We start from the raw sequence: 26638 nt of genomic DNA on the forward strand, positions 1-26638 counted from the left end.
AAGTGCATGTCGGGCATAGAATCGCTCTTGCGTCGGAACGATACTGCCGTTACCGATTTTGGCCTTGAAGAGGTAGGGGGAGCTCTTTCACTGATGGCGGCCGTGTTCGAACATCGGCGCAACGTGATGCCTGGCTGAAAGAGCGTCGATGCTGCTCGTCGTCGAACAATTCCTCAACGGATTGCAGTTCGGGCTGCTTCTCTTCCTGCTGGCCGCCGGGCTGACGTTGGTGTTCGGGATCATGGATCTCGTCAATCTCGCGCACGGCTCGCTCTACATGATGGGCGCCTATTTCGCCGCGACCTTCGTCGCCTGGACCGGCAATTTCCTGCTCGGCGCGCTGCTCGCACTGGGCGCGACGCTCGTGCTCGGCATCGTGCTCGAAGTGGTTGCGCTCAGGCATCTCTATGGCCGCGACCATCTCGACCACGTGCTCGCGACCTTCGGCCTGATCCTGTTCTTCAATGAAGCGGTGCGGCTGATCTGGGGCCCGGCGGGTCTCGCGCTGCCGCTGCCGCCCTGGCTCACCGTGCCGGTGCCGATCCTGCCCGGCATCTATTACCCGGCCTATCGCCTTGCCATCATCGTGGTCGCGCTTCTCGTCGCGTTGCTGCTCTATCTCGGCGTGATGCGCACGCGCATCGGCATGCTGATCCGCGCCGGAGCCTCCAATCGCGAGATGATCGGCGCGCTCGGCATCAACATCAAGCTGCTCTATACGCTGGTGTTCGGTCTTGGCGCGGCGCTCGCCGGCCTCGCCGGGCTTATGCAGGCGCCGATCCTCACCGTGCAGATTGGCATGGGCGAGAACATCCTGATCCTTGCCTTCGTCATCATCGTGATCGGCGGCATCGGCTCGATCCGCGGCGCGTTCCTCGCGGCGATCTTCGTCGGCATGATCGATACGCTCGGCCGCGCCTTCCTGCCGAACCTGCTGCGCCAGATCCTGAGTTCAACCGCAGCGTCCACCGCCGCGCCCGCGCTGTCCTCCATGCTGATCTATCTCTTGATGGCTGTCGTGCTGGTGGTGCGGCCGGAGGGGCTGTTTCCGGCCAGTCGTCGATGAAGGCTTTGAGCGTGAGCAAGGCCGTCACGGCCCTGGTGCTGGCAGGCCTCGTGTTGCTGCCGCTCTATTCGCAGCTTTCCGGCAACATCTTCATCCTGACGCTATTCACCCGCATCGTCATCCTGGCGCTCGCGGCCGCGAGCCTCAACCTCATCATGGGCTATGGCGGCATGATGAGCTTTGGTCACGCCGCCTATCTCGGCATCGGCGGCTACGCGGTGGGCATCCTGGCGCAGGAAGGCATCGGAAGCGGCTTCATCCAGTTCCCGGTCGCGCTTGCGGCGTCCGCGCTGTATGCGCTCGTGATCGGCGCGCTGTCCTTGCGCACGCGCGGCGTCTATTTCATCATGATCACGCTCGCCTTCGCGCAGATGGCCTACTACGTCGCATCGGGCCTCGCGCGCTACGGCGGCGACGACGGTCTCACCGTCTACAAGCGCAGCGATTTCTCCGGGCTGATCAATCTCTCCAGCCGTGTGCAGTTCTACTATCTCTGCCTCGGCTGCCTGCTGGGCGTCATTGTCTTGATCTGGCGCATCGTCAATTCGCGCTTCGGTCTTGTCGTGCAGGGCCTGCGCTCGAACGAGCAGCGCATGCAGGCGATCGGATTTCCCGCGAAGCGCTATCAGCTCGTCTGCTTCGTCATATCGGGCACCATGTGCGGCCTTGCCGGTGCGCTGCTCGCCAACAACACCGACTTCGTCAGCCCGGCCGTGATGTACTGGACCCGCTCCGGCGACCTCATGGTGATGGTGATCCTAGGGGGAATGGGTACGCTGTTCGGCCCGGTCGTGGGTGCGGTGGTATATCTGCTGCTGGAAGAATTCCTGTCGCAGATCACCGAATATTGGGCGCTGATCATGGGCCCGCTCCTGCTGCTTATCGTGCTGTTCGGGCGCGGCGGCATCATGGGCCTGCTCGGGAGGGCCGGTCGTGGTTGAACCGCTGCTCCGCGTCGAAAAGCTGGTGCGCCGCTTCGGCGGCATCATCGCGACCGATCACGTTTCGCTCGATGTTGCGGCCGGCGAGCTGCACGCCATCATCGGTCCGAACGGCGCCGGCAAGACCACGCTGATCAGCCAGCTCACCGGGCACCTCTCGCCGCATGCGGGCAGCGTCTTGCTCGGCGGGCGCGATATCACCTATCTGCCGGCCTATCGCCGCTGCGCGCTGGGGCTCGCGCGCTCGTTCCAGATTACCTCGCTGCTGCTCGACTTCACCGCCGCCGACAATGTCGCGCTGGCGGCGCAGGCGCACGCGGGCACGTCGTTCCGCTTCTTTGCCAATGCGCGGAAGGAGCGATCCTTGCGCGATGCCGCGCAAGCCGCGCTTGATCGCGTCGGCCTGTCGCATCGCGCAGATGTCGTGGTGAGCAGGCTCAGCCATGGTGAGCGGCGCGAGCTCGAGCTTGCGGTCGCGCTCGCAAGCAAGCCGAAGATCCTGCTGCTGGACGAGCCGATGGCCGGCCTTGGCGTTACCGAATCCCAGCGCATGGTGAAGCTGCTTCAGGATCTCCGGAAAGAAGTCTCGATCGTACTGGTCGAGCATGACATGCCGGCGGTATTCGCGCTCGCCGACCGCATCTCGGTGCTGGTCTATGGCCGCGTCATCGCCTCCGGCGATCCGGCCGCGATCCGCGCGAACGACGAGGTCAAGCGCGCCTATCTCGGCGATCAGCATGTGGTGAGGCGCCATGATTGACCAGATGGCCGACTCGCTGCTCGACGTCGACGGCATCGAGACCTGCTATGGCCTCTCCCAGGTGCTGTTCGGTCTGTCGCTATCCATCAAGGCGGGCGAGATGGTCTCGCTGATGGGCCGCAACGGCATGGGCAAGACCACGACCATCCGCTCCATCATGGGCCTGACACCCGCGCGCGCCGGCGCGATCCGCTTCGCGGGCTCAGAGGTGCGCCAGCTTCCGCCCTACCGGATCGCAAAACTCGGCGTCGGCCTCGTGCCGGAGGGACGCCAGATATTTCCCAATCTCACCGTGCGCGAAAATCTCGTCGCGGCGGCCGCTGATCGCTTCGGCATCGACAATCCCTGGACGCTGGCCGCGATCTACGTCCTGTTTCCGCGCCTCGCCGAGCGTGCGTCGAACATGGGCAACCAGCTCTCCGGCGGTGAGCAGCAGATGCTCGCCATCGGCCGCGCGCTGATGACCAATCCAAAGCTCCTGATCCTCGACGAAGCGACCGAAGGCCTCGCCCCGCTGATTCGCGAGGAGATCTGGAATTGCCTGTCGCTGCTCAAGAAGCGCGGGCAATCGATCCTGGTCGTCGACAAGAACGTCGACCACCTCGCCCGCATCTGCGACCGCCACTACATCATCGAGCGCGGCAAGACGGTGTGGAGCGGCACCTCGGACCAACTGACGGCCGAGCCTGAGCTGCAGCACCGGTATCTCGGAATTTGACGCGTTCCTCAGTGCGGGCACAACGTCGTCCGTTCTAGCCGCGCTCACGGGGGATCGGCAGCCGTCTTCGACGAAATCTAGTTTCGAAGCCCTCCAAACTGTTCGCACAGCTCTTGAGCGCACCGTCGCTGGTCGTAAAAGTTTGCAGCGTAGTGATGCAAGACTTCTATGATCAAATCGTCGGACGGCGTGGAGACAACGTTGACGCCACACGATCCGGCGCTTCAGCGGCGGCGCAATGGCTGGATTTCCCGGGCTGCCTGTTTGTGAGGGGTGAGTTTCAAGCCGCTGCAGACTGGCCTGCGATCGCGCAGCCGGGATTGTTCATTTCCGTGGCGTTCGACGGTGGGAAGGGCCGCGGCAATCTGGCGCATGGGAGGGGTTGCAGAAAGCAGATCACGGTGATTGCCGTCCGCGAAGCCGCTGCAGTCGCGCGCCCGGTTCAGTGTGATGAAAGGCCTGCGATAGGCCTGGCGTTGCCCAAAGCTTCCATCGACGGTCTCGGTCTCGAGCATGATTTCCGGGCACTGTTTGAGAACGACGAGTCCGGTGCGGTTGTCGTCTCTTTGAAGGCATCGCCGCGCATTCAGGCCATCGCGGCAGAAATGTTCTCGCCGCCGGTCGACGGAAACGCTGCAAAATTGTTGCTGTCGGCGCACGCTGCCGAGATCATCGTTCATGCACTGGCCGGCGAGCAGGGCAGGATCGAGATCGATCCGGTAGCCGATCTCCAGCGGATGCGATTGCAGTCGGTCAAGGCGCGCATGGACGCCGATCTGGCCTACCCGTGGAGCATCGACGAGTTGGCGCGGAACGCCGGGCTGAGCCGCCGGTCCTTCAACCAAAAATTCAAGATGGCGTATGGCGAGAGCGCGATCGATCACTTGAGGGCCCGGCGGCTGGATGCTGCTCGGGCCCTTCTGATTCATCAGCGGTTGTCGGTCACCGAAGCGGCCTATCGGGTCGGCTATGCCCATCCGGCAAATTTCGCAACGGCCTTCCGCAGACGCTTCGGCTATTCGCCGAGCGACTGCCAGTAGCAGAGTTCGACTGAGCTCGCGGGCGTTCTGCACGCAGCTGCATGAGTCTGCACGACGTGTCCATGTCGTCGACGACGAAGGCCTATCCGTTCGCAGACTTGAGAGCCTCCACGTGGAATCAAAGGTGATTTGCGCACGCGCAAAGGCGGTGCGCGCCGCGATCTGATTACTCCCCGATCGTTCGAAGATGGAACTCGGGGACGACGATGAGACGCGACGACGGGCATAAGTTGGTTTGGGAGCGGTTGATGAGATCAGGCCTGGGCCTGGGGATGGCTGGCCTGGGAGTGCTCCTGCAACCGACACCGTCGATCGCGCAGATATCCGAGCCGAGGTCCGGCTCGAGCGCAGGGACCTCATTGCCTCCCGTCACGGTGGATGCACCCGGACAGGCGCGTCCGCGCGCCCAGCGAGCGTCGCAATCGCCGCGCGACCGCAACCTGACACAGCGCAATGCCGGGCCCGTGGATACCAGAAATCAAAACGCGCGTGAGGCCGGTGCCGGTCGCGGCAATGCGTCAAGCGAGAGCAGCTACGTTGCGGGCACGAGCTCGGCAGGCACGAAGACGAGCACGCCATTGCTCGAGACGCCGCAGTCGATCTCGGTCGTGACGCGCAAGGAGCTCAACGATCGCACCGTGCAGACGCTGACGTAGGCGGTCGGTTACGAGCCGGGCGTCCGCATCGATGCTGCCGGCTACGATCCGCGCTTCGATTCGATCTCGATCCGCGGCTTCGATATCACCTATAACGGCACCTATCTCGACGGACTGCGCCTCGTCGGTGCCGGTCTCGGCGTGTTCAAGACTGAACCTTATGGCATCGACAGCATCACCGTCGTTCGTGGGCCGAGCTCAGCGCTTTATGGCCTCGGCTCCCCCGGTGGACTGATCGATCTACAGAGCAAGCTGCCGACCAGCCAGCCGTTTCACGAGGTGCAGACCCTGTTCGGCGACCGCAGTCGCTTTGAGGGCAATTTCGATCTTTCCGGGCCGCTCGATGCCAGCGGCCAGTTTCTCTATCGGTTGACCGGGGTCGTTCGCGAGGCGGACGTGTTCGTGCCGGGCGGCAAGGACGATCGTGTCTATGTGGCGCCAGCCGTCACTTGGAAGCCTGATCAATCGACGTCTTTCACGGTTCTCGGCGCCTACCAGAAATCGAAGACGCCGGGGTCGATGTTCACCTACTCCTCGGGGACCGGGACGACCAACGACATCTACACCGGCAGTCCGTCCTACAATTCGCTGGATCAGGAGCAGGGGCGCGTCGGCTACATCTTCGAGCATGCCTTCGACAACAGCGTCACGGTCCGGCAGAAGTTCCGTTACACGGATGTGGACGCGGTCACCCGCTATGTCGGCTTTCTCGGCGCTCCGGTGGGCGACGTCGTTTCGCGCTATACCGGCTACGTCCACGACAGGCTGCAATCCGCCATCGTCGACAACCAGGTCGAGGCCAAGGTCGCTACGGGACCTGTGCAGCACACCCTCCTGATCGGCACCGACTACACCTGGTCGAAATTCTCTGACATGCAGGGGTTCGGCTTCGGTGTGTCCGATCTCAATCTGGCAGCGCCGGTCTATGCGCCCGAATCCATTCCTGATCCGGCAATCTCGTCCTCGACGGCACAGCGGCAAATCCAGTCCGGCGTCTATGTCCAGGACCAGGCCAAGCTCGATCACTGGATCTTGACGCTGAGCGGTCGCAGTGACTGGGTGCGCACCACGGGCGAGGATCTGTTCGCGGTGACCCGGCAAGTGCAGTCCGACCAGGCCTATAGCGGGCGAGCCGGGCTGACCTATGTGTTCGATTCCGGCGTTGCGCCCTACGTCGCCTATTCGACGTCGTTCTTTCCCAATCTCGGCGTTGATCCGTCTGGCGCCTTCTTCAAGCCGACCACCGGCCGGCAGACCGAGGTCGGTGTGAAGTATCAGCCGCCCGGCACCAGGAGCTTCATCACCGCCGCTGTCTTCGACCTCACCCAGGACGGCGGGCTCGTGACGACGGGGACGGGGGTCACGGTCCAGCGCGGAGAGATTCAAAGCCGCGGCTTTGAATTGCAGGGGCTCGCGAGTCTGGGTGGTGGTTTTGATATCACCTCGTCGTACACCTATCTCGACATGGTCACCAAGCAGGCTGCAGACAGCTCGACGCTTGGTAAGTTTCCATCCGGCAACCCCCCGCACACCGCGACGTTGTGGGGCAACTATGCCCTGCCGCTGGCCAGTCCGTTCGCAGGACTAAGCGTCGGCGCGGGCGTGCGCTACATGTCCTGGAGCTTTGGCGACGACGAGAATACCTTCAAGAACAGCGCGGTTACCTTGATCGATGCGGCGCTGAAATATGATCTTGGCCAGGCGGCGAAGGAATTGAAGAGTGTGCAGTTCCAGGTCAATGCCAAGAACCTCTTCAATCTGCACTACACCACGTGCCAGGTTGGATATTGCTACCGCGGTGCGCCGCTGACCGTCATCGCGACACTCGGCTACCGCTGGTGAATGGATCCCCGGGGATGACGCGTTTTGCCCTGCAACCCGCGTCATAAGGTCAATCCGTCTTACCTAAGCGTACCTGGCGCTCAGCGTGACAGGCGATGCACGCCGATCTCGATCAGGGTGGTGCGGCAGGACAGACGGTAAATCAGGCTGAACAATTGACCCCACATGACCGAACTCCATCGTCTGATCACATAATCGCACTCTAGCGCTGCAGTCTTTCCGGCGCTTTTCGAGGCATACGGAAAATGGCTTCGTCCGGCGGCAACGTGATGTCGTCGGAACAGGCGGGACGAAGTCGTCTCACAGGAGGGTGAGGTATGCCCGCAGGGCGCCGTGGGGTTACCGTCACCACGGCGAGTAGCCGGTCTCAAAACATCTCGAAATATTCGCGATGCTCCCAGTCGGTCACCTCGGCCAGGAAGCGGTCGATCTCGGCATTCTTGATGTGGGTGTAGTAGTCGACGAACTCCGCCCCGAGCTTCTCGCGGAAGAATGGGTCGTCCTTCAGCGCGCCGACGGCATCGCGTAAGGATTTTGGCAATAGCGGCGCCTTGGTCTCGTAGGGCGCGTCCGCAGATGGGCCGGGATCGAGCTTGCGGTCGACGCCGTCCAGCCCCGAGAGGATTTGCGACGCCATGTAGAGATAGGGGTTGGCTGCGGGCTCGCCGATCCGGTTCTCGAGCCGCGTCGCCGGATCGTTTGCACTGCCGAGCACGCGGATCATCACGCCGCGATTGTCGCGACCCCAGATCGCGCGGTCCGGCGCCAGCGAATAGGAACGGTAGCGCTTGTAGCCGTTGATCGTCGGCGTGGTGAACACGGCTGAGGCGCGGGCGTGGTCGAGCAGGCCTGCGAGCCAGGCGCGGCCGAATTCGCTCAACGGCTGACTGGCATCTTTCGCCATGAACAAGTTCTCGCCGCCCGCGCGCGAGGTGATCGACTGGTGCAGATGCCAGCCGCTGGCGAACACGTTCGGCAGTTTTGGCCGGCACATGAAGGTGGCGTGATAGCCGTGACGGCGCGCGATCTGCTTCACGGCCGAGCGAAACAGCACCATGTTGTCGGCGGGCTCGATGCCCTTCCGCGGCTGGAAGGTGAACTCGCACTGGCTCGGCCCGAACTCGACCTCGACCGAGCGCAAGGGAAGCCCGAGCGCGACGATGTCGCGGCGCAGGATCTCCAGCACCGGCTCCATCTGATCGAAGCGCTGCTCGGTGAGGTATTGATAGCCGTGGCTGAGCAGGCTCACCGAGGGCGGCGTGCCGGGCTGGCCGGCATCCTCCGGGCGCATATGCCCGTCGTCGAGCTTGAAGATGTGGAATTCCACTTCGAGGCCGGCGACGAAATCAAGGCCGCGCGCGCCGAGCTCGTCGAGGACCCGCCGGTAAAGCCCGCGCGTCGCGAATGGCACAGGCCGTCCGTCGTTGAAATGGAGATCGCACAGCAGCCAGCCCGTGGTCGGCGCCCAGGGCAGCACGCGGAAAGTGGTGGGGTCCGCGACCATCAGCACGTCGGCCGCGCCCTCCATCTCCTTCATGCCGAAGCCGCCGCCCGATGTGAACACCGGAAACACCGTGCGGTGCGAAGTGTCCTTGGCGAGCATGGTGGTGGTGATGGAGCAGCCGCTCTCCAGCGAGGCGATCGCCTCGGCCGCGATGATGGTCTTGCCGCGCAAAATGCCGTGCTGGTCGGGGAAGGCGAGGCGGATGACTTCGAGGTTGTTCTCCTCGACCATCCGCCGCACGCGCAGCGCCGCGTCCTTCTGCTCGGCCGACCAGAGCTCATGACGCGCGACGAAAGTCACTGCATTACTCCGTCAGTTATTAGGCGTGAAGTACGCGCCACATACTCCGTCATTGCGAGCGCAGCGAACCAATCCAGAGTCTTGCGCCGGCGACAGTCTGGATTGCTTCGCTGCGCTCGCAATGACGCGGGAGGGGCCTTCACGTTTACTCCACTGCCGTAGGGCGGGCAAAGGCGCAAAGCGCCGTGCCCACCAGCTCTCCACGATATCGACAGAAGTGGTGGGCACGCTTTGCTTCGCCCACCCTACGATTTTCATGATGTGGCCTCACGAGCGCGAGCCTCACTCTGCCGCCGTCAGCCGATGCACCTTGCCTTCAATGTCCTTCGGCACCGGCGCCGTCCAGGGCGCGCCGCGGCGTCGCTTGACGTCGACTTCCATCCAGTAGGTCTCCCAGCCCCGTGTCGGCCCGATGCCGTCCATCGTTGCAGGCCCTTGGATCGAACGTGCGTTATCTTCATCGAGAAACAGCATCGGCTTCTCGCCGCCCAAGACCCTCTCGATCTCCTGCCGCAACAGGCGGCGATACTGCACGATCGCCTTGTCGCTCTGGCCGAGATGCTCCTTGGTACGATCCTGGATCGCGCCCATCGATTCCACCGCCCACTGGTCGTGGACGTTGATGTCGGTGCCCATGCCGGTATAGGTCGCGGTCTGCTGCTCGTGCGGATCGAAGCCGTAGTCGTTGGCCTTGTTCTTGCGCGATTTGTAGTCGGGCAGCTCATAGAGTTCGAGCCGCTGGTCGCGCATCTTCTTCTTGTCGACCGGGTTCGTGTAGCTGGTGAAGATCGCGTACCAGTAGCAGTTCTCGTCATCGACCGGCACGTGCCACTGCGTGATCGTCATCTCCGTGCTCATGGGGATGACGAAGCCGTGCGGGAAGAGCTGATTTGTCACCCGCACATGCGTGCGCTCGTCGTCGATCTCGCGTAGCGCGATCAGCCGCAGGCCGTATTCGGTGTGCTCGACGTTGATGATCGGGCGGTCGTATTCGCGCAGGATTTTGGTCATCGGCAGGTCAGAGCCGGCAGATGCGCCGCGGAACTGTTTGCCGTAGGCGGTCGAGGTGTCCTCGTCCTCGAAGAAGCGGTGCAGATAGGAGGCGTGTGCGGGATCGATGCCGACCTCCAGCGCCTGGAGCCAATTGCAGGCCATGTGGCCCTTGAAGGCAAAAGTGTGCGTGCCGGGTGCGACGAAGCAGTCGAGCTCCGGAAAAGCGGGCGGGGCGCCCTCGCCAAGATAAGCCCAGAGGATGCCGCTCTTCTCCACCACGGGATAGGAGCGCTGACGGATGTTCTGGCAGAGTTTTGAATCCTTCGGCTCGGCCGGCGTCTCGATGCACTGCCCCGTCGCGTCGAACAGCCAGCCATGGAAGGCGCAGCGCAGGCCGCCAGTCTCGAGACGTCCGAAGGCGAGGTCTGCGCCGCGATGCGCGCAGTGGCGGTCGATCAGGCCGTAGCGGCCGCTCTCGTCGCGGAAGAGCACGAGGTTTTCGCCCAAAAGTTTGACGGGCCGTACCGGGCGCGCGTCCTCCAGCTCGTCCACCAGCGCCGCCGGCTGCCAGTAGCTCCGCATCAGTCTGCCGCAGGGATCTTTCGGCCCGGTGCGGGTGATCAGGTCGTTCTGCTCCTGGCTCATCATGGCGGCGGCGTCCTTTTTGCGCGGAGGGGCGTTGTTCGCCTATTGAACGAATGGGCGAATTATGACATGCCGTGGTTTGGCAGCAAGCAATATTTTGCAGGCGCGGAGCGGATGCCCAAGCTGAAGCGGAACGAGACGGACGAGCGCGCGACGGATTTCGTCGAGAGCCTCGATCGCGGCCTGCGACTGTTACAGATGTTCGGCGCGACCGCCGGCCCGATGACGCTGAGCGATCTCGCCCGCGCCGCCGAGCTGCCGCGCGCCACCGCACGGCGCATCCTGTTCACGCTCCAGCGCGGCGGTTTCGTCGCCAGCGACGGCAAGCTGTTCGCGCTGACGCCCCACGTGCTGACGCTCGCAGCGTCGTATTTGCGCTCCAACCAGCTCGTTGCCGTGCTGCAACCGGCGCTTGACCGCATCGCAACCGCGGCGCAGGAGATCTCCTCGCTCGCGGTGCTCGACGGCGACGACGTCCTGTTCATCGCGCGCGGCAGCCCGATGCGGGTGTTCTCCGGCGGGCTCGAGATCGGCTACCGGCTGCCGGTCTTCTGCACCTCGGTCGGCCGCGTCATGCTTGGCCAGTTCGACGACGCCACGCTCACCGTCCGCCTGAAGAAGATGAAACGCGAGGCGCTGACGCCGCAGACCGTGACCGATCCGAAGCTGCTCGTTGCGAAGATCGCCGCCGATCGGGCGCAGGGTTTTTCGCTGGTCGATCGCGAAGCCGAGCCGCATTTCCGCTCGATCTCCGTTCCTGTCCGCCGCTACGACGACACCATCGTTGCCGCCATCAACATGGGTGCCCATGTCGACCGCGTGCCGACGCGGGAGCTGATCGACCGCTTCCTGCCGCTGCTCCGCGAAGGCGCGGAGGCGGTGCGCTCGCAATTGCTGTAGCGCCACAGTAGCTACGTAGGGTGGATTAGCGAAGCGTAACCCACCGCTTCGCCCAACGCGTGGCGAGCAAAGAGGTGGGTTACGCTGACGCTAACCCACCCTACGCCGCTCGCTTGTGCTATAATTCCCGCAAACGCAAAAACCCAGGGAGCACGCCATGCACACCATGGTTCCCAGCGATCGCGTGGAGCACGTCGCCGTCTTCGGGCGCGACGGCACGAAGCTCGGCACGATCGAGCGGCTGATGCTCGACAAGCTGAGCGGAACGGTCGCCTATGCCGTGATCAAGACCGGAGGGCTGCTCGGCACGCATCACCATTATCCCCTCCAGTGGAGCGCGCTGAGATACGATCCGCACCGTCAGGCCTTCCAGGTCGAGGTGACGCTGGACGAGCTGAGCACCGGCCCGTGCGAGTTCGACGGCGAGGAATTCGATTGGGGCGACCGCTCGCGCGCCTACCAGCATGCGAATTACTGGTCGGTATAGCTGGGCTGTGTAGGGTGGGTTTAGCCGGAGGCCTAACCCACCACTTCTGTAAACGCGGAAACGAAAGAGGTGGGTTACGCTTCGCTAACCCACCCTACGACCTGTTTGCACGCTCCCGTACGGACTAGGCTAGTTTCGTGCCTCGATCACCGACCGCCGTGCAGCAAGGTAAGACTCACAATGACATTCTCCGGACTAGGCCTCCATCTCGGCAATCTCTCGCGCCTGTCGAACGCGCGGTCGCGCTCGATCAGTCCGGAAAATTTCACTGGCGAGAAAGGCAAGGGCGGCATGGCCGTCGATGGCCCGGCAGCACCTCAGGCGCGCGATCTCGGACGAGGCTGGAAGATTTCACCTTACGTCGTCATCGCGCCCGGCGCGACCTTTACGCTTGCCGACATCGAAGGCGCGGGCGCGATCCAGCAGATCTGGATGACGATTTCGCGCGGCCGTCTGCGCCACTCCATCCTGCGCATCTATTGGGATGACCAAGCGCACCCGAGCGTCGAATGCCCCGTCGGCGACTTCTTCGCCTGTGGCTGGGAGGAATTTGCGCAGGTGTCCTCGCTCGCCGTCTGCGTCAATCCGGGCCGCGGCTTCAACTGCTATTGGGAAATGCCGTTCCGCAAGCGTGCGCGCGTCACTCTGGAGAACCGCAACGAGGAGGCGCAGACCATCTATTACCAGATCAACTACGCGCTGACGGATGTGCCGGAAGATTGCGCCTATTTTCATGCGCAGTTTCGCCGCGCCAATCCGGTGCCGTACAAGGAGGTCCACACGCTGCTCGACGGCGTCACCGGGCACGGCCACTATATCGGCACCTACATGGCCTGGGGCTCGAACAACAATGGCTGGTGGGGCGAGGGCGAGATAAAATTCTTCATCGACGGCGACGGTGAATTTCCGACCGTCTGCGGGACCGGCACCGAGGATTATTTTGGCGGCGCCTATAATTTCGATCCGCGCGTGCCGTGGCAGCTCGCCAATCCCGGTGCGAGCGGTGGGCCAGTGTCGCGCTATCTCGAGTTCACCACGCCCTATGCCGGCCTGCCGCAGGTGATCCGTCCCGACGGCGTCTACAAGTCGCAGCAGCGCTTTGGCATGTACCGCTGGCACATCCCCGATCCCGTGCGCTTCCAGAGCGATCTGCGCGTGACGATGCAGGCACTCGGCTGGCGCTCCGGCGTGAAGGAGCCGAAATACCTGCCGTTGCAGGACGACGTCGCATCAGTCGCGTTCTGGTACCAGGCGCTGCCGACGGCGCGGTTTCCGGAATTGCCGGGGGCGGATTATCTCGAGGTGGATTGAACCCGCGCTTCCTCGATGTCGGAGATGGCGGGAATTACGTCGCCGGCGCCGCCGCGCGCTTACAGCGCCACGCTGCGCAGCCCGAAGCTGCGCGCTTCGTTCTGCAGCACCGGCCGCACCGCATCGATCAGCCGCGCCGCCGCGGCGTCTACGCTCAGCCCCGCAGTATCCACTACCGCCGTCGCCCGCGAATACAGCGGCTCGCGGCTGAGCAGGATGTTGCGCAGCTCCGTCATCGCGGAGCGGTCGTCGGCCATCGGGCGCAGGTCGCCCTGGCGGCGCACGCGCGCCATGTGCTCTTCGGGCTCGGCTTTCAGCCAGATCGTGTAAAAGGATGACAGGATCTGGTCGAAGGTCAGTGGCTCCGAGACGATGCCGCCGCCGGTTGCGAGCACCATCAACTCGTGGCGTGCGAGGAGCTGTTGCAGCGCCGCCTGCTCCATGCGGCGAAAGCCTTCCTGGCCGTAAAGCGCGATGATCTCGGCGATCGAAAGCCCGTTCTGCTCCTCGATCGCCTTGTTGAGCTCGACGAAGCTCCAGCCGATCTTCTTCGCCAAGATCTTGCCAAGCGTGGACTTGCCTGCGCCGCGCAGGCCGATCAGCGCGATACCGCAGAACGGCGCGCGCCGCGGCGCCGACGCGCTGCCGCCGGCGAGCAGGTCCTTGGCCTGCGCGATCTGGCCAGGCGTCGCCTTGCGCAGGAGATCGCGGAACATCTGCCAGTCCGGCGCTGGCTCGATCGTCGGCAGCAGGTCTTCCAGATGCGCGCCCATCGCGTTCGACACGCGCCTGAGCAGCACGATCGAGACGTTGCCTTTGCCACTTTCGAGCTGGGCGATGTAGCGTTCGGAAATGCCGGACACCTTGGCGAGCACTTTTCGTGACATTCCGCGCAGCGCGCGCATGGTGCGCACGCGCTGGCCAAGCTGTTCGAGGAATTGGGATTCGGCGTCGGGACTTTCGGTCATTTGCCTTCTTTAGCGGATGTCCGGCGGCGCGTTTGTCGGAAACATAATGCCTGATGGCATTGACAGCAAGCCGACGGAGTGTCTTTCTATGAATTATAATTCAAAATTCGGGGGAGAAGTCCGTGAGCGAGGCATCCTACAACGCGGTGACCTGGCTGCTCGACCGTAACATCGCGGAGGGCAGGGGTAACAAGCTCGTCTTCGACGATACCGTCTCCCGCCTGACTTACCGCGAGCTCCAGCAACAGACGCGTCGCGCGGCCAACATGCTGCGCCGTCTCGGCGTTCGCCGCGAGGAGCGCGTGGCGATGATCATGCTCGACACGATCGATTTTCCGCTTCTGTTTCTCGGCGCAATCCGCGCCGGCATCGTGCCGGTGCCGCTCAACACCCTGCTGACCGCGGAGCAATACGCCTACATCCTCGCCGATTGTCGCGCGCGTGTGCTGTTCGTGTCCGAGGCGCTCTATCCCGTCATCAAGGACATCGTCGGCCGCATGCCGGATCTCGACCATGTCGTCGTCTCCGGCAACAAGCAGAACGGCCACAAGCAGCTCGCGGAAGAACTTGCACAAGAGACCGATGATTTCGCGACCGCTGCTACGCATCCGGACGAGCCGGCGTTCTGGCTCTATTCATCAGGCTCGACCGGCATGCCCAAAGGCGTGCGCCACCTGCATTCGAGCTTGCAGGCGACCGCGGACACCTATGCCAAACAGGTGCTCGGCATTCGCGAGGACGACGTTTGTCTGTCCGCGGCAAAGCTGTTCTTCGCCTATGGCCTTGGCAATGCGCTGACCTTTCCGATGTCGGTCGGCGCCACCACTGTGCTGAACACCGAGCGGCCGACGCCAGCGCGCATGTTCGAGCTGATGAACCGATACAACCCGACCATCTTCTACGGCGTGCCGACGCTGTTCGCGGCCATGCTCAATGACGAAGCCGGCAAGCAGGAGCGCGGCGGCAAGGCCCTGCGCATCTGCACTTCCGCCGGCGAGGCGCTCCCGGAATCGGTGGGCAATGCCTGGAAGGCGCGCTTCGGCGTCGACATCCTCGACGGTGTCGGCTCGACCGAGCTCTTGCACATCTTCCTGTCGAACGCGCCGGGCGACATCAAATACGGCTCGTCCGGCAAGCCGGTGCCGGGCTATGCGGTGCGGCTGGTCAACGAAGCCGGCCATGATGTGCCGGACGGCGAGGTCGGCGAGCTGCTGGTCGATGCCCCCTCGGCCGGTGAGGGCTACTGGAACCAGCGCCACAAGAGCCGCCGCACCTTCGAAGGTCCGTGGACGCGCACCGGCGACAAATATGTCCGCGACGCCGAGGGCCGCTACACCTTCTGCGGACGCTCCGACGACATGTTCAAGGTCTCCGGCATCTGGGTGTCGCCGTTCGAGGTCGAGAGCGCGCTGATCACGCACCCGGCCGTGCTGGAAGCCGCCGTCGTTCCCGAAGCCGATCCGGAAGGCCTGTTGAAGCCGAAAGCCTTCGTGGTGCTGCGTCCCGGCGCCAAGGCCAGCGATCTCCAGGAGATGCTGAAGGAGCACGTCAAGCAGAAGATCGGCCCCTGGAAATATCCGCGCTGGATCGACGTCGTGGAGTCCTTGCCGAAGACGGCAACCGGCAAGATCCAGCGCTTCAAGCTGCGCGCAGGCGCGAACTAGCAGCAGGTCGTCATGGCCGGGCTTGTCCCGGCCATCCACGCGCCACCGTGATTGAGGATAGACGTGGATGCCCGGGTCAAGCCCGGGCATGACGACGGAGAGCAGAGTGACAGCATGACCAATCTCGCCCCCACAGGCTTCCTCACCATCGGCGGCGCCAACCTCGAATACAAATGGCTTGCGCCGAAATCCGCGAATGCGTCGACCATCGTCATGTTGCATGAGGGGCTCGGCTCAGTCGGCTTATGGGGCGACTTTCCGGAAAAGCTGCAGGCCGCTACCGGCGCCGGCATCTTCCTTTATTCGCGGGCGGGCTATGGTCAGTCGAGCTCGGTGACGTTGCCGCGAACGCTCGACTACATGCATCGCGAGGCGCTCGACGTGTTGCCGGGGGTGCTCGACGCGATTGCCTTCAGGCGCGGACTGTTGCTCGGCCATTCCGACGGCGCCTCGATCGCGACTATTTACGCAGGTTCACATCAGGATCACCGCCTGCAAGGCCTTGTGCTGATCGCGCCGCATTTCATCGTCGAGGACATCTCGGTGAAGTCGATCGCCGAGATCAAGAGGACCTACGAGACCACTGATCTAAGAGCGAAACTGGCGCGCTGGCACAAGGACGTCGATAACGCCTTTCATGGCTGGAACGGCGCCTGGCTCGACCCAAAATTCCGCAACTGGGATATTTCCGAGTACCTCGCCTATATCCGCGTCCCCGTCCTGGTCGTTCAAGGTGTGGATGACCAATACGGGACCATGCGACAGGTCGAGATTGCGCAGGAAGAATGTTATTGTCCGGTAGATTTGAAAGTCATTTCAGAGGCGGGGCACGCTCCGCATCGTGAAGCGCCGGGGGCGACGCTTGACGCTATTGCAGAATTTGCCCAGGCGGCGTTGCGCGCCGACCGGGGTCTTGAGGGACATGCGGCATGAATCATCGGAGGCTTCGCTCCGATGATTGCGCGACCACCCGTGGCCGGCTCCTTGCCGTGGCCGCAATGGGCCTATGTGCCCGGTGAAACCGATCTCGACGCCGATTGCGAAACGCTCGACATGGCCAAGGCGCTCGTGCCGCCGGCGTTCCGCGGCCATGTGCCGGCACGACATCCCGCGCTGCGCTATGGACTCGCGCTGAACGATCGCGGCTACTTCTGGGAATCGCAGGAGGTCCTGGAAGCGGTGTGGGCGGCAGCTCCCCAGCGTGGCCGCGAGCGCATCCTGCTCCGCGCCTGCATCTATGTTGCCAACGCGAATCTGCGGTTGCGCATCGTCAGGCCGCATTCGGCCTCGCGCCTGTTTGGCGAGGCGCTGGAGGAGCTGCGCGAGCTCCGGACACGCAAGGCATCCACAGCCGGTGACGGCTTCGTCGACCGCTTTCCGACCGAGGCGCTCGTCGCTCTTCTCCAGGCCAAGCTCGGCCGCCCGAAGCTGTTGTCGAAGGCCGATTGGGTCCCGCTCGGGACGATTCCGCGCCCCGAGTAATCATGAAGCAAAATGCATGTATTGATCGCAACGGACTAGACGCGGCCTGAAAGATGCACTATTTTGCATGAAAAGGTTAAAGCCAGACGCGCATAATCGAGCTCAAGGGTGGCCCATGGCCGGGGAAGATCGTCGTCTCGCAGGCGGTGCGAAATTCATCGATTTCCAGACAGATCCGTCGCGCTACCGGCACTGGAAGCTCGCGATCGCCGGCGAGGTCGCGACGCTGACCATGGACGTCGACGAAAACGGCGGCCTGTTCGAGGGCTACCAGCTCAAGCTCAATTCCTACGACCTCGGCGTCGACATCGAGCTTGCCGATGCGATCCAGCGGCTGCGCTTCGAGCACCCCGAAGTGAAGGTCGTGCTGATGCGCTCGGCCAAGAACCGCGTGTTCTGCGCTGGCGCCAACATCCGCATGCTCGCCGGCTCGACCCATGCCCACAAGGTCAACTTCTGCAAGTTCACCAACGAGACCCGCAACGGCATGGAAGACTCCTCGGAGAATTCCGGCCAGCGCTTCATCACTGTCGTGAACGGCTCGGCCGCCGGCGGCGGCTATGAGCTGGCGCTCGCAACCGACCACATCATCCTTGCCGATGACGGCTCCTCCGCCGTGGCGCTGCCCGAAGTGCCGCTGCTTGCCGTGCTGCCGGGTACCGGCGGGCTCACGCGCGTCGTCGACAAGCGCAAGGTGCGCCGCGACCACGCCGACTTCTTCTGCACCATCGAGGAAGGCGTGAAGGGCAAGCGCGCCGTCGCCTGGCGGCTCGTCGACGAAATCGCCCCGAACTCCAAGCTCGAGGCGAAGATCACCGAGCGCGCCAAGGAATTTGCAGCGTCATCCAAGCGCAAGGGAAGCGGCGAGGGCATTGCGCTCACCCCGCTCAAGCGCATCATCGATGAGACCAGCATCAGCTATGGCTTCGTGAGCGTCGATATCGATCGCGCCGCGCGCATCGCCACCATCTCGATCAAGGCGCCGGAGGCTGCCCCGCCTGCCGACATCGACGGCCTGCTGGCGCAGGGCGCATCCTTCTGGCCGCTCCAGGTCGCGCGCGAGCTCGACGATGCGATCCTGCACCTGCGCATCAACGAGCTCGAGGTCGCGATGCTCGTGTTCAAGAGCCATGGCGAGCGCGCCCATGTGCTCGCCTGCGACGCTTTCCTCGAAGCCAATAAGACGCACTGGCTGGTCAACGAGATCCGCCATTACTGGAAGCGCGTGCTCAAGCGCATCGACGTCACCTCGCGCACGCTGGTGACGCTGGTCGAGCCCGGCTCCTGCTTTGCCGGCACGCTCGCCGAGCTCGTCTTCGCCGCCGACCGCTCGTACATGCTGATCGGCACCCGCCAGGGCGACAATCGTCCGCCGCCCTCGATCGAGCTCTCCGCGATGAATTTCGGCCCCTATCCGATGAGCCACGGGCTGACCCGCCTGCAATCGCGTTTCCAGGCCGATCCGTCCGATGTGGAGCGGGCGGAAGCCACCGTCGGGATCAGCCTCGACGCCGAGGAGGCCGAGGAGCTTGGCCTCGTCACCTTCGCGCTCGACGACATCGACTGGGACGACGAGGTCCGCGTGTTCCTCGAGGAGCGGGCGAGCTTCTCGCCCGACAGCCTCACCGGCATGGAAGCGAGCCTGCGCTTCGTTGGTCCGGAGACGATGGAGTCAAAAATCTTCGCGCGCCTGACCGCATGGCAGAACTGGATCTTCCAGCGCCCGAACGCGGTCGGTGAGGAAGGCGCGCTGCGCCGCTACGGCAGCGGCCAGAAGCCGAAATTCGATATGACGCGGGTTTGATGACTTTCGCGTCCCGGGCGCGCTGCGGCACGAAGTGACGCTGCGCAGAACCGGGACCCGGACGGACCATATGGGTCCCGGCTCACCGGCGCAACGCTTCGCGTTGCACCGCGTCCGGGACACGAGATCGCAAGGAGCACGGCCATGAACATGAACATCATGAACGTCGATTACTCGACCAAGATTCCTAACAACGTGAATCTCGCCGAAGACCGCCAGGTGCTGAAGGCGTTGGAAGGCTGGCATCCCGGCTACATGGACTGGTGGAGCGACATGGGCCCGGACGGCTTCCAGGAATCGCTCGTTTACCTGCGCACCGCCTATTCGGTCGATCCGCGCGGCTGGGCCAAGTTCGACTATGTGCGCATGCCCGACTATCGCTGGGGCATCCTCCTTGCTCCCCAGGAAGAGAACCGCGTCGTGCCGTTCGGCGAGCACTATGGCGAGCCGGCCTGGCAGGAGGTCCCCGGCGAGCATCGCGCGATGCTGCGCCGCTTGATCGTGATCCAGGGCGACACCGAACCCGCTTCCGTCGAGCAGCAGCGCCATCTCGGCAAGACCGCGCCCTCGCTCTACGACATGCGCAACCTGTTCCAGGTCAATGTCGAGGAAGGCCGTCACCTCTGGGCGATGGTGTATCTGCTGCAGAAATATTTCGGCCGCGACGGCCGCGAGGAGGCGGACGAATTGTTGCGCCGTCGCTCGGGTGACGCGGATGCGCCGCGCATGCTCGGCGCCTTCAACGAGGCGACGCCCGACTGGCTGTCCTTCTTCATGTTCACCTATTTCACCGACCGCGACGGCAAGATGCAGCTGCACAGCCTCGCGCAGTCGGGCTTCGATCCGTTGTCGCGCACCTGCCGCTTCATGCTGACCGAAGAGGCGCACCACATGTTCGTCGGCGAGACCGGCATCACCCGCGTGGTGCAGCGGACCTGCGAGGCGATGAGCGAGGCGGGCATCTCCGACCCCAACGACATCGCCAAGGTGCGTGCGCTCGGCGTCATCGACCTGCCGACCATCCAGAAGAAGCTGAACCTGCACTATTCACTGTCGCTCGACCTGTTCGGCTCGGAAGTATCGACCAACGCTGCGAACGCGTTCAACGCCGGTATCAAGGGCCGCTACAAGGAAACCTCGATCGAGGACGATCACCAGCTCAAGACCGCGACCTACCCGGTCATGAAGTTCGTCGACGGCCAGATCAAGATGGTCGACGAGCCGGCGCTGACAGCGCTCAACATGCGGCTGCGCGACGACTACACCCAGGACTGCGTCAAGGGCATGCTGCGCTGGAACAAGGTGATCTCGACGGCGGGCTACGACTTCAAGCTGACGGTGCCGCACGTCACGTTCCACCGGCACATCGGCGAGTTCAAGGACGTGCACGCCACGCCCGAGGGCATCCTGATCGACGACGCCACCTGGGCCAAGCGCAAGGACGACTGGCTGCCGTCAACGAACGACGGCGACTTCATCGCTTCCCTGATGAAGCCCGTCACCGAGATCGGCCAGTTCGCGTCCTGGATCTCGCCGCCGAAAGTCGGCATCGACAACAAGCCCGGCGATTTCGAATATGTGAAGATCGAGTCGTAGGTCGCTGGACACGACAGCACGCCAGGCCCTTCGATGTCGTCCCGGCCTTTGCCGCGGCGACAGCGGAGAGGGAGGCTACGCCGCCGCAAACCGGCGGAAGCCGTTCCACATTGCGGTGGCAGCGCCCGAGGTCAGCACCGGCAGGATGCGGGCATCCTGATAATTGCCGTTGAGCGAGACGCGCGGCAGTGCGGTCGGGTAACCGGCATTTTCGGCGAACAACATGCCCGGGCGCGTGGTCACCGCGGTCTTGAAACCGCTCGCCGCGGCCAGCGCGAATTCGCGTTCGCCCGCGGCATGGCGGTCGCCATAGGGATAGGCGAGGTGCTGCACGGGGCGTCCGAGCGCGTGCTCGATGCGCACGCGGCCCACCGCCATCTCCTGCGCGGCAATCTCCTCGCTCTGCTTGGCAAGGTTGCAATGGCTGATGGTGTGGGCGCCGATCGCGACCTGCGGATCCGCCGCCAGCGCCTTCAGCTCGTCCCAGGACAGGCAGAGGTCGCGGCAGAGCGCCGCCATGTCGACACCGTGCTTCGTGCAGAGCGCCGTGATCTCGCGCTGAAGGTCGTGCTCGCCCGGCAACGCGCGCAGCCAGTCATGGATGCGGTCGAACGCGGCCTGTTTCGCAGGCGCGCTCGTCGCATCGAGACGGAGCGCGGCATGGCCGATCTGCACGTCGATGTGACTCGCCTTGGCGATGACGGCCTCAAGTGCGATCCACCAGAGACGTCCGGTCCCCTCGGCGAAATCGCTCGTGACATAGATGGTCGAAGGTGCGCCGAATTCGCGCAGCACGGGGAGGGCAAAATCGCGGTTGTCGCGGTAGCCGTCGTCGAGCGTGAAGGCAGCGAAGCGGCGGGTGAACTGGCCCTGCGCGAGCCGATCATGCAATTCGTCCATCGAGATGATGTCGATGTCGTGCGAGCGCAGATGGCACAGCGTGGCGCGCAGGAAGTCCGGCGTGACCTCGAGATGCCGATTGGGCTGGAACGCATCCTCCCGAGGTGGTCGCACATGGTGCAGCATGAAAATGGCGCCGACGCCGGCGAGCAGCGGCCGCAGGAGGTGGTGCGCCCCGCTGAAATAGAGTGCTTCCAGCCCGACGCGGATGACGTTGTTGCGCAGTTGTTTCATCGAAGGCTGGTTGACCCCGGCATTCCACGGTCAACCTAGGGGAAGACCCTTGAAGAAAAAGTTAGTCCGGTTGCTCATCCAGAGCCTTCACAAGGCCGCCATTTCCGGTTTGACAGCCCGTCAAGGGTTTGTTTTGTCTCCGGTTCCAGAGGTTCGGGTCGTCGAATGCAGAAGCTTTTCAAGTGGGCCAGCAAATGGTGGCCGGGGTTGATCCCCTTGGCCATCATGTGGGGAATTGCGGCCTGGAATGACACTTTGCCGCTGGAAGCCGACTTGTCTGCCCGCTCCGCTGCCGCGCTGAAGAACACCGTTCTGGACAAGACCCGGATCGCGGTGGCCGGCCGCGACGTCACTTTTGCCGCCGAAGCGTTCTCGGAGGAGGGCCGCCGCGACGCCGTCACGGCGGTCGAAACCGTGCCGGGCGTGCGTCTGGTCGACGACCAGACCCGGCTGGTTCCCGAGGCCAAGCCCTTCGTCTGGAACGCCGAACGGGACGTCGTCCGGGTCACCCTGTCCGGCAGCGCGCCGTTGCCGGGGGTGAAGGGCCGGCTGGTGGAGGCCGCCCGCAAGGACCTCGGCGGCATCGAGGTCGCCGATCAGATGGGATTGGCGCGCGGTGCGCCGCCGCGCTTCGAAAATGCCGCGATGCTCCTGCTCGACCAGGTCGGCAAGCTCAAGGACGGCAAGATCACGATATCCGACACCAACGTCAGCCTGTCCGGCATGGCGCGCGAACTCGGCGGCCGAGAAGCCATTGCGGCGGCGCTGAAGAATTTGCCTGAGGGTATTTCGGTCGCGACCAACGACATCAAGGCGCCGCCTTACATCTTCCAGGCCTACAAGGATCCGGTCGCGGCGACCGTGACGCTAACCGGCTACGTCCCCGACAACAACGTCCACGCGGTCATCGCCACGGCGGCAGGGCAAAAATTCTTCGGCGAGAAGGTCGTCGACAATCTCAAGGCCAGCATTGGCGCGCCTGCTTCGTTCGGCAATTCGGTGGTTGCCGCGCTTGGGGCTCTGTCACGGCTCTCGACCGGCACGCTGGTGGTGACGGATCGTGAGGTGAAGCTGTCGGGCGATGCGCTCTATGAGGGCGCGGCAGCCGATATCCGCGCAGGCCTCGGCAAGGATTTTCCCAAGACCTGGCAGTACAAGCCGGAAATCACCGTGAAGCCCGCCGCAGGTCCGGTCGACGGCACGGTCTGTCAACAGCTGTTCTCCGAGCTCCTGACCAAGGGCAAGATCCGCTTCGAGCCGAAGCGCGCCACGATCGATCCGGATTCCGCAGGTCTCCTCGATCGCCTCATCGAAACGGCGCTGCGGTGCCCGAACGCCACCATCGAGGTGGCGGGCCACACCGATTCCGACGGCGAGGATGCCTTCAATCAGGCGCTGTCGGAGAAGCGCGCCCAGGCGGTGATCGACTATCTCGTCAAGGCGGGCCTTCCGGCCGATCGCTTCACGGCAGTCGGCTATGGCAGCACGCAGCCGGTCGCCGGCAACGATACCGACGAAGGCAAGGCACAAAACCGCCGCATCGAATTTCTGGTGAGATGACATGTCATTTCTGTTGGCGTTCCATTGGGGTTGGCTGGTCGGATCGCTGCTGCTCGGGCTGGCGATGGGTTGGATCTCGGTGGTCCAGCGCGGTAACGGCACCTCGAAGGTGCTTGCGCGCTGGCTCGCGGTCCTCGCGGCGGCCCTCGTCGCGGCGGCGCTCGCCCGTGTGGTCCCCGGCCGCTTCGGCTACTGGCTCGACCTCGGCCTTACCATGTTCGGCTGCTATCTCGTCGGCTGCACCATCGGCGCATGCCTCCGCGACCGGGTCGTCTCGCGCAGCGCGCCCGCGGCCTGAGCTTTGCGCTTGCACCCTGCCTATGCGCAAGGCGCCGGACTGCCCTGATGACTGCGCCTTGGGCGCCGCACAGGGTCGCCGCGCTTCGGCGCATGCCAAATCGCGTTCCGGCCTGCCTTTACCACCGCCGATCGCGGGGCCAAAGATTGACGCCGGCTTAAGCCGCAGCGGAACATTGTCCGGGTGAAATCATCAAAACTTCACGGCCCGTACGCAGGATCGCGATACAGATTCGGCAGAGGCCGTCGCGGAAAAGAGCCAAACGGTGCAAGGCAAGCGCGGATACCCGCCTAAAATATTGAAGAAACGCGTTTTTGCGCTTATTGGCGAATTCCACTCCGGCCCAAAACGCGCTACTGGAGGGTCGGGGAGCATGCGCGAAGCTGGAGCCGGCGCCAAGGGGTCGCCGGCTATCTGTACGTTCGCCCGTTCGCCGGCCGCTATGGCCGCGGAAGCGTAGTTCGAGGTCTAGATGCTGGAAGCCATACGCAGGGCCATGACGTTTCTGCGCCAGAAGCAAATCCTGCATAAGCTTGGCGTCGTGATCAGCGTGACGGTCATCGGCATCGCTTGCTACGTGCTCTATCACATGCTGCGCGGCATCGACTTCAACGAGGTGGTCGAGGCGATCAAGAGCACCGAGCCGAGCCAGATTGCGATGGCGGCGCTGTTCGTGGCCGCCGGCTATTTCACCCTGACCTTCTACGATCTGTTCGCGACGCGTGCGATCGGCCACGCCCATGTGCCCTACCGCATCAATGCGCTCGCGGCCTTCACCAGCTACTCGATCGGCCACAATGTCGGCGCCAGCGTCTTCACCGGCGGCGCGGTGCGCTATCGCATCTACTCGGCCTGGGGCCTCAACGCGATCGACGTCGCCAAGATCTGTTTCCTCGCCGGCCTGACCTTCTGGCTTGGCAACGCCGCCGTGCTCGGCCTCGGGATCACCTATCACCCCGAAGCTGCGGCCTCGATCGACCAGCTGCCCCCCTGGCTCAACCGGCTGGTCGCGATGGCGATCATCGTCGCGCTGGTCGCCTATGTCGTGTGGGTCTGGACCCAGCCGCGCGTGGTCGGTCGTGGTCCATGGACGGTGGTGCTGCCGGGCGGCCCGCTGACGCTGCTCCAGATCGCGATCGGCATCGTCGATCTCGGCTTCTGCGCGCTCGCGATGTACGTGCTGGTGCCGGACGAGCCCAATCTCGGCTTCGTCGTGGTCGCTGTGATCTTCGTCTCCGCCACACTGCTCGGCTTCGCCAGCCACTCCCCCGGAGGTCTCGGCGTATTCGATGCCGCCATGCTGGTCGGGCTGTGGCAGATGGACCGCGAGGAGCTCCTCGGGGGAATGCTGCTGTTCCGCGTCCTCTATTATCTTTCGCCCTTTGTCATATCTGTAATCTTGCTGACGTTTCGAGAGGTTATTATCGGAGCCCGATCGAAACGCCTGCAGCAGGCGGCCCTCAAGCTCGATCCCGGCCCTGCGCGCGAAGCCGCTTACGTGAGAGAGCGCAGCGACAAGAGCGCCTGACCGGCCTACAATTCTTAAGGAGAAGCCTGCCCCGATGGCGATCGACGCCCACCCTTCTCCCTCGGTCCAGCCCTGGTCCGATCGGCTGCGGCATTCGGCGATCATCCTGATCGCGGCGGCGCTGGCGCTGTCGGTGGTGGTCTCGCTCGGGGAATTGTCGGCGACGCGGGCTGTGGCGGTGTTTCTCTGCATCGCCGCGGCCGCGCTGATCCCCTGGCGCCTGCACGATACCGCCGCCTCGCGCGACGACGTCCGCCGCATCAACCCGGTCGAAAACGCGGCGGTGGCCGCGGTTGTCTCGGGCATGCCGGACCCGGCCGTGCTGCTCGATCGCGCCGGGCGCGTCATCCATCTCAATGCTGCCGCAGCCCAGCTCGCGCCAGCGCTGCGCAAGAACGAGCTCGCCCAGTTCGCGCTGCGCTCGCCGGAGATCATCACCGCGCTGCGCGAGGCGATCGCTACATCCGAGCCGCGCCGCGCCGACTATCTCGATCACGTGCCGGTCGACCGCTGGATGGAGCTGATCATCACACCGGTTCCGGTGCCGACCACGTTCGGCGGCGCTGACAAATGCATGCTGATGACCTTCCACGATCAGACGCCGCTACGCCGGGTCGAGGAGATGCGCGCCGATTTCGTCGCCAATGCCAGCCACGAGCTGCGCACGCCGCTGGCCGCGCTCTCCGGCTTCATCGACACGCTTCAGGGCCAGGCCAAGGACGATCCCAGGGCGCGCGAGCGCTTCCTCGGCATCATGCACACCCAGGCGACCCGCATGGCGCGCCTGATCGACGATCTGTTGTCGCTTTCGCGGGTGGAATTGTCGGCGCATGTGCGGCCCGACACGCTGGTCGATGTCGTGCCGATCATCCGCCAGGTCGCTGATGGGCTCGAACCGCTGGCGCGCGAGCGGCAGGTGGACGTCGAGATCAATCTGCCGGAGACGGCGGTGATGATCGCGGGCGACCGCGAGGAATTGTTGCGGCTGTTCGAGAACCTGATCGAGAACGCGCTGAAATACGGCGCCTCGGGCGGGCGGGTGATCGTCTCGCTCGGCATGGTCACGGCGGCTGACGGCTCGCCGGAAATCCGCGTCCTGGTGCGCGACTTCGGCCCCGGAATTGCACCGGAACACCTGCCAAGGCTGACCGAGCGGTTCTACCGGGTTGACGTCGGCGACAGTCGCTCGCAGGGCGGGACGGGCCTCGGATTATCGCTGGTGAAACATATCGTTAACCGGCACCGCGGCCGGCTTTTGATCGAAAGCGTGCTCAAACAGGGCGCCACTTTCACGGCCTGTTTTCCCCAGGCCAAGCCCCCAGCTGCAAGCTGAAAATCCAGCTATCTCAGGCGCTTAAGCCTGTCATCCGACTGTCACGAAACCTTCGTAAAAGCACTACCGATCGCTCCTAAAGGGGCGGCGCGGGAGCGCGATCGGGCG

At 64.0% G+C, this 26638-nt stretch carries 22 protein-coding genes and 1 pseudogene; 19 read left to right on the forward strand and 4 right to left on the reverse strand.

The window, feature by feature from the left end; all coding sequences use genetic code 11:
• Positions 1-148 precede the first annotated feature (148 nt).
• The 7 genes and pseudogenes from SO139_RS11445 to SO139_RS11475 all read left to right on the forward strand — a co-directional run.
• Positions 149-1066: a branched-chain amino acid ABC transporter permease gene (locus tag SO139_RS11445; RefSeq protein ID WP_449377743.1), complete on the forward strand. Its 918-nt coding sequence runs from the start codon at positions 149-151 to the stop codon at positions 1064-1066.
• The gene (locus tag SO139_RS11450; protein WP_449377742.1) at positions 1063-2007 is read left to right on the forward strand and encodes a branched-chain amino acid ABC transporter permease; all 945 of its coding nucleotides are present in this window, start codon (positions 1063-1065) and stop codon (positions 2005-2007) included. Before SO139_RS11445 ends, SO139_RS11450 begins: the two co-directional genes overlap by 4 nt.
• Positions 2000-2767 carry an ABC transporter ATP-binding protein gene (locus tag SO139_RS11455; RefSeq protein WP_449377741.1) on the forward strand — a complete coding sequence of 256 codons (768 nt, stop codon included), beginning with the start codon at positions 2000-2002 and terminating at the stop codon, positions 2765-2767. The genes SO139_RS11450 and SO139_RS11455 overlap by 8 nt, the downstream gene beginning before the upstream one ends.
• Before the next feature lie 4 nt (positions 2768-2771).
• Complete coding sequence (locus tag SO139_RS11460; protein ID WP_449377839.1) at positions 2772-3485, forward strand: ABC transporter ATP-binding protein; 714 nt, start codon at positions 2772-2774, stop codon at positions 3483-3485.
• Between the two features lie 113 nt (positions 3486-3598).
• Entirely contained in the window at positions 3599-4525 is a 927-nt protein-coding gene (locus SO139_RS11465) for a helix-turn-helix transcriptional regulator (RefSeq protein WP_449377740.1), read from the forward strand.
• Between the two features lie 248 nt (positions 4526-4773).
• Positions 4774-5181: a hypothetical protein gene (locus SO139_RS11470; RefSeq protein ID WP_498540070.1), complete on the forward strand. Its 408-nt coding sequence runs from the start codon at positions 4774-4776 to the stop codon at positions 5179-5181.
• 15 nt (positions 5182-5196) lie between these two features.
• Positions 5197-7023 (forward strand): annotated as a pseudogene (locus tag SO139_RS11475) (TonB-dependent siderophore receptor); the annotation flags it as partial.
• A gap of 367 nt (positions 7024-7390) precedes the next feature.
• Here the strand turns inward: SO139_RS11475 and SO139_RS11480 are convergent.
• Positions 7391-8827, reverse strand: coding sequence for a glutamine synthetase family protein (locus SO139_RS11480; RefSeq protein ID WP_449377738.1), 1437 nt, complete (start codon positions 8825-8827; stop codon positions 7391-7393).
• 282 nt (positions 8828-9109) lie between these two features.
• Entirely contained in the window at positions 9110-10468 is a 1359-nt protein-coding gene (locus tag SO139_RS11485; protein ID WP_449377737.1) for an aromatic ring-hydroxylating dioxygenase subunit alpha, read from the reverse strand.
• A 111-nt stretch (positions 10469-10579) separates the two neighbouring features.
• Here SO139_RS11485 and SO139_RS11490 point away from each other — a divergent pair, with 111 nt between their 5' ends.
• The 3 genes from SO139_RS11490 (at position 10580) to SO139_RS11500 (ending at position 13163) form a co-directional block, all read left to right on the forward strand.
• A complete protein-coding gene (locus SO139_RS11490; RefSeq protein WP_449377838.1) occupies positions 10580-11365 on the forward strand; it encodes an IclR family transcriptional regulator domain-containing protein in 786 nt (261 codons plus the stop codon).
• Between the two features lie 157 nt (positions 11366-11522).
• Positions 11523-11852 (forward strand): PRC-barrel domain-containing protein, encoded by a 330-nt coding sequence (locus SO139_RS11495; protein ID WP_449377736.1) that lies wholly within the window; start codon positions 11523-11525, stop codon positions 11850-11852.
• Between the two features lie 180 nt (positions 11853-12032).
• Complete coding sequence (locus tag SO139_RS11500) at positions 12033-13163, forward strand: glycoside hydrolase family 172 protein (protein ID WP_449377735.1); 1131 nt, start codon at positions 12033-12035, stop codon at positions 13161-13163.
• A gap of 59 nt (positions 13164-13222) precedes the next feature.
• Here the strand turns inward: SO139_RS11500 and SO139_RS11505 are convergent, their stop codons facing one another.
• Entirely contained in the window at positions 13223-14131 is a 909-nt protein-coding gene (locus SO139_RS11505) for a helix-turn-helix transcriptional regulator (protein ID WP_254102299.1), read from the reverse strand.
• Positions 14132-14253: 122 nt separating this feature from the next.
• On the opposite strand from SO139_RS11505, the gene SO139_RS11510 reads away from it, so the two are divergent.
• The 5 genes from SO139_RS11510 to boxB all read left to right on the forward strand — a co-directional run bounded on the left by SO139_RS11510 (position 14254) and on the right by boxB (position 20677).
• The gene (locus SO139_RS11510; RefSeq protein WP_449377734.1) at positions 14254-15795 is read left to right on the forward strand and encodes a benzoate-CoA ligase family protein; all 1542 of its coding nucleotides are present in this window, start codon (positions 14254-14256) and stop codon (positions 15793-15795) included.
• A 114-nt stretch (positions 15796-15909) separates the two neighbouring features.
• A complete protein-coding gene (locus SO139_RS11515) occupies positions 15910-16728 on the forward strand; it encodes an alpha/beta fold hydrolase (protein WP_449377733.1) in 819 nt (272 codons plus the stop codon).
• A 21-nt stretch (positions 16729-16749) separates the two neighbouring features.
• Positions 16750-17277: a DUF309 domain-containing protein gene (locus SO139_RS11520; protein WP_498540071.1), complete on the forward strand. Its 528-nt coding sequence runs from the start codon at positions 16750-16752 to the stop codon at positions 17275-17277.
• Positions 17278-17392: 115 nt separating this feature from the next.
• Entirely contained in the window at positions 17393-19081 is a 1689-nt protein-coding gene (gene boxC / locus SO139_RS11525) for a 2,3-epoxybenzoyl-CoA dihydrolase (protein ID WP_449377731.1), read from the forward strand.
• Positions 19082-19225: 144 nt separating this feature from the next.
• On the forward strand, positions 19226-20677 hold the full coding sequence (gene boxB, locus SO139_RS11530) for a benzoyl-CoA 2,3-epoxidase subunit BoxB (protein WP_449377730.1): 1452 nt from the start codon (positions 19226-19228) through the stop codon (positions 20675-20677).
• Positions 20678-20752: 75 nt separating this feature from the next.
• Here the strand turns inward: boxB and SO139_RS11535 are convergent, their stop codons facing one another.
• Positions 20753-21811 carry a polysaccharide deacetylase family protein gene (locus tag SO139_RS11535; RefSeq protein WP_449377729.1) on the reverse strand — a complete coding sequence of 353 codons (1059 nt, stop codon included), beginning with the start codon at positions 21809-21811 and terminating at the stop codon, positions 20753-20755.
• A 165-nt stretch (positions 21812-21976) separates the two neighbouring features.
• Between SO139_RS11535 and SO139_RS11540 the strand changes: the two genes are divergently transcribed.
• From SO139_RS11540 to SO139_RS11555, 4 genes are all read left to right on the forward strand, one after another.
• Entirely contained in the window at positions 21977-23371 is a 1395-nt protein-coding gene (locus tag SO139_RS11540) for an OmpA family protein (RefSeq protein WP_449377728.1), read from the forward strand.
• Between the two features lies 1 nt (position 23372).
• Positions 23373-23669 (forward strand): hypothetical protein, encoded by a 297-nt coding sequence (locus SO139_RS11545; protein ID WP_449377727.1) that lies wholly within the window; start codon positions 23373-23375, stop codon positions 23667-23669.
• A gap of 472 nt (positions 23670-24141) precedes the next feature.
• On the forward strand, positions 24142-25197 hold the full coding sequence (locus SO139_RS11550) for a putative bifunctional lysylphosphatidylglycerol flippase/synthetase (protein WP_449377726.1): 1056 nt from the start codon (positions 24142-24144) through the stop codon (positions 25195-25197).
• A 34-nt stretch (positions 25198-25231) separates the two neighbouring features.
• Positions 25232-26530, forward strand: coding sequence for an ATP-binding protein (locus SO139_RS11555; RefSeq protein ID WP_449377725.1), 1299 nt, complete (start codon positions 25232-25234; stop codon positions 26528-26530).
• Positions 26531-26638 lie beyond the last annotated feature (108 nt).

It is taken from the genome of Bradyrhizobium sp. UFLA05-89, assembly GCF_059803475.1.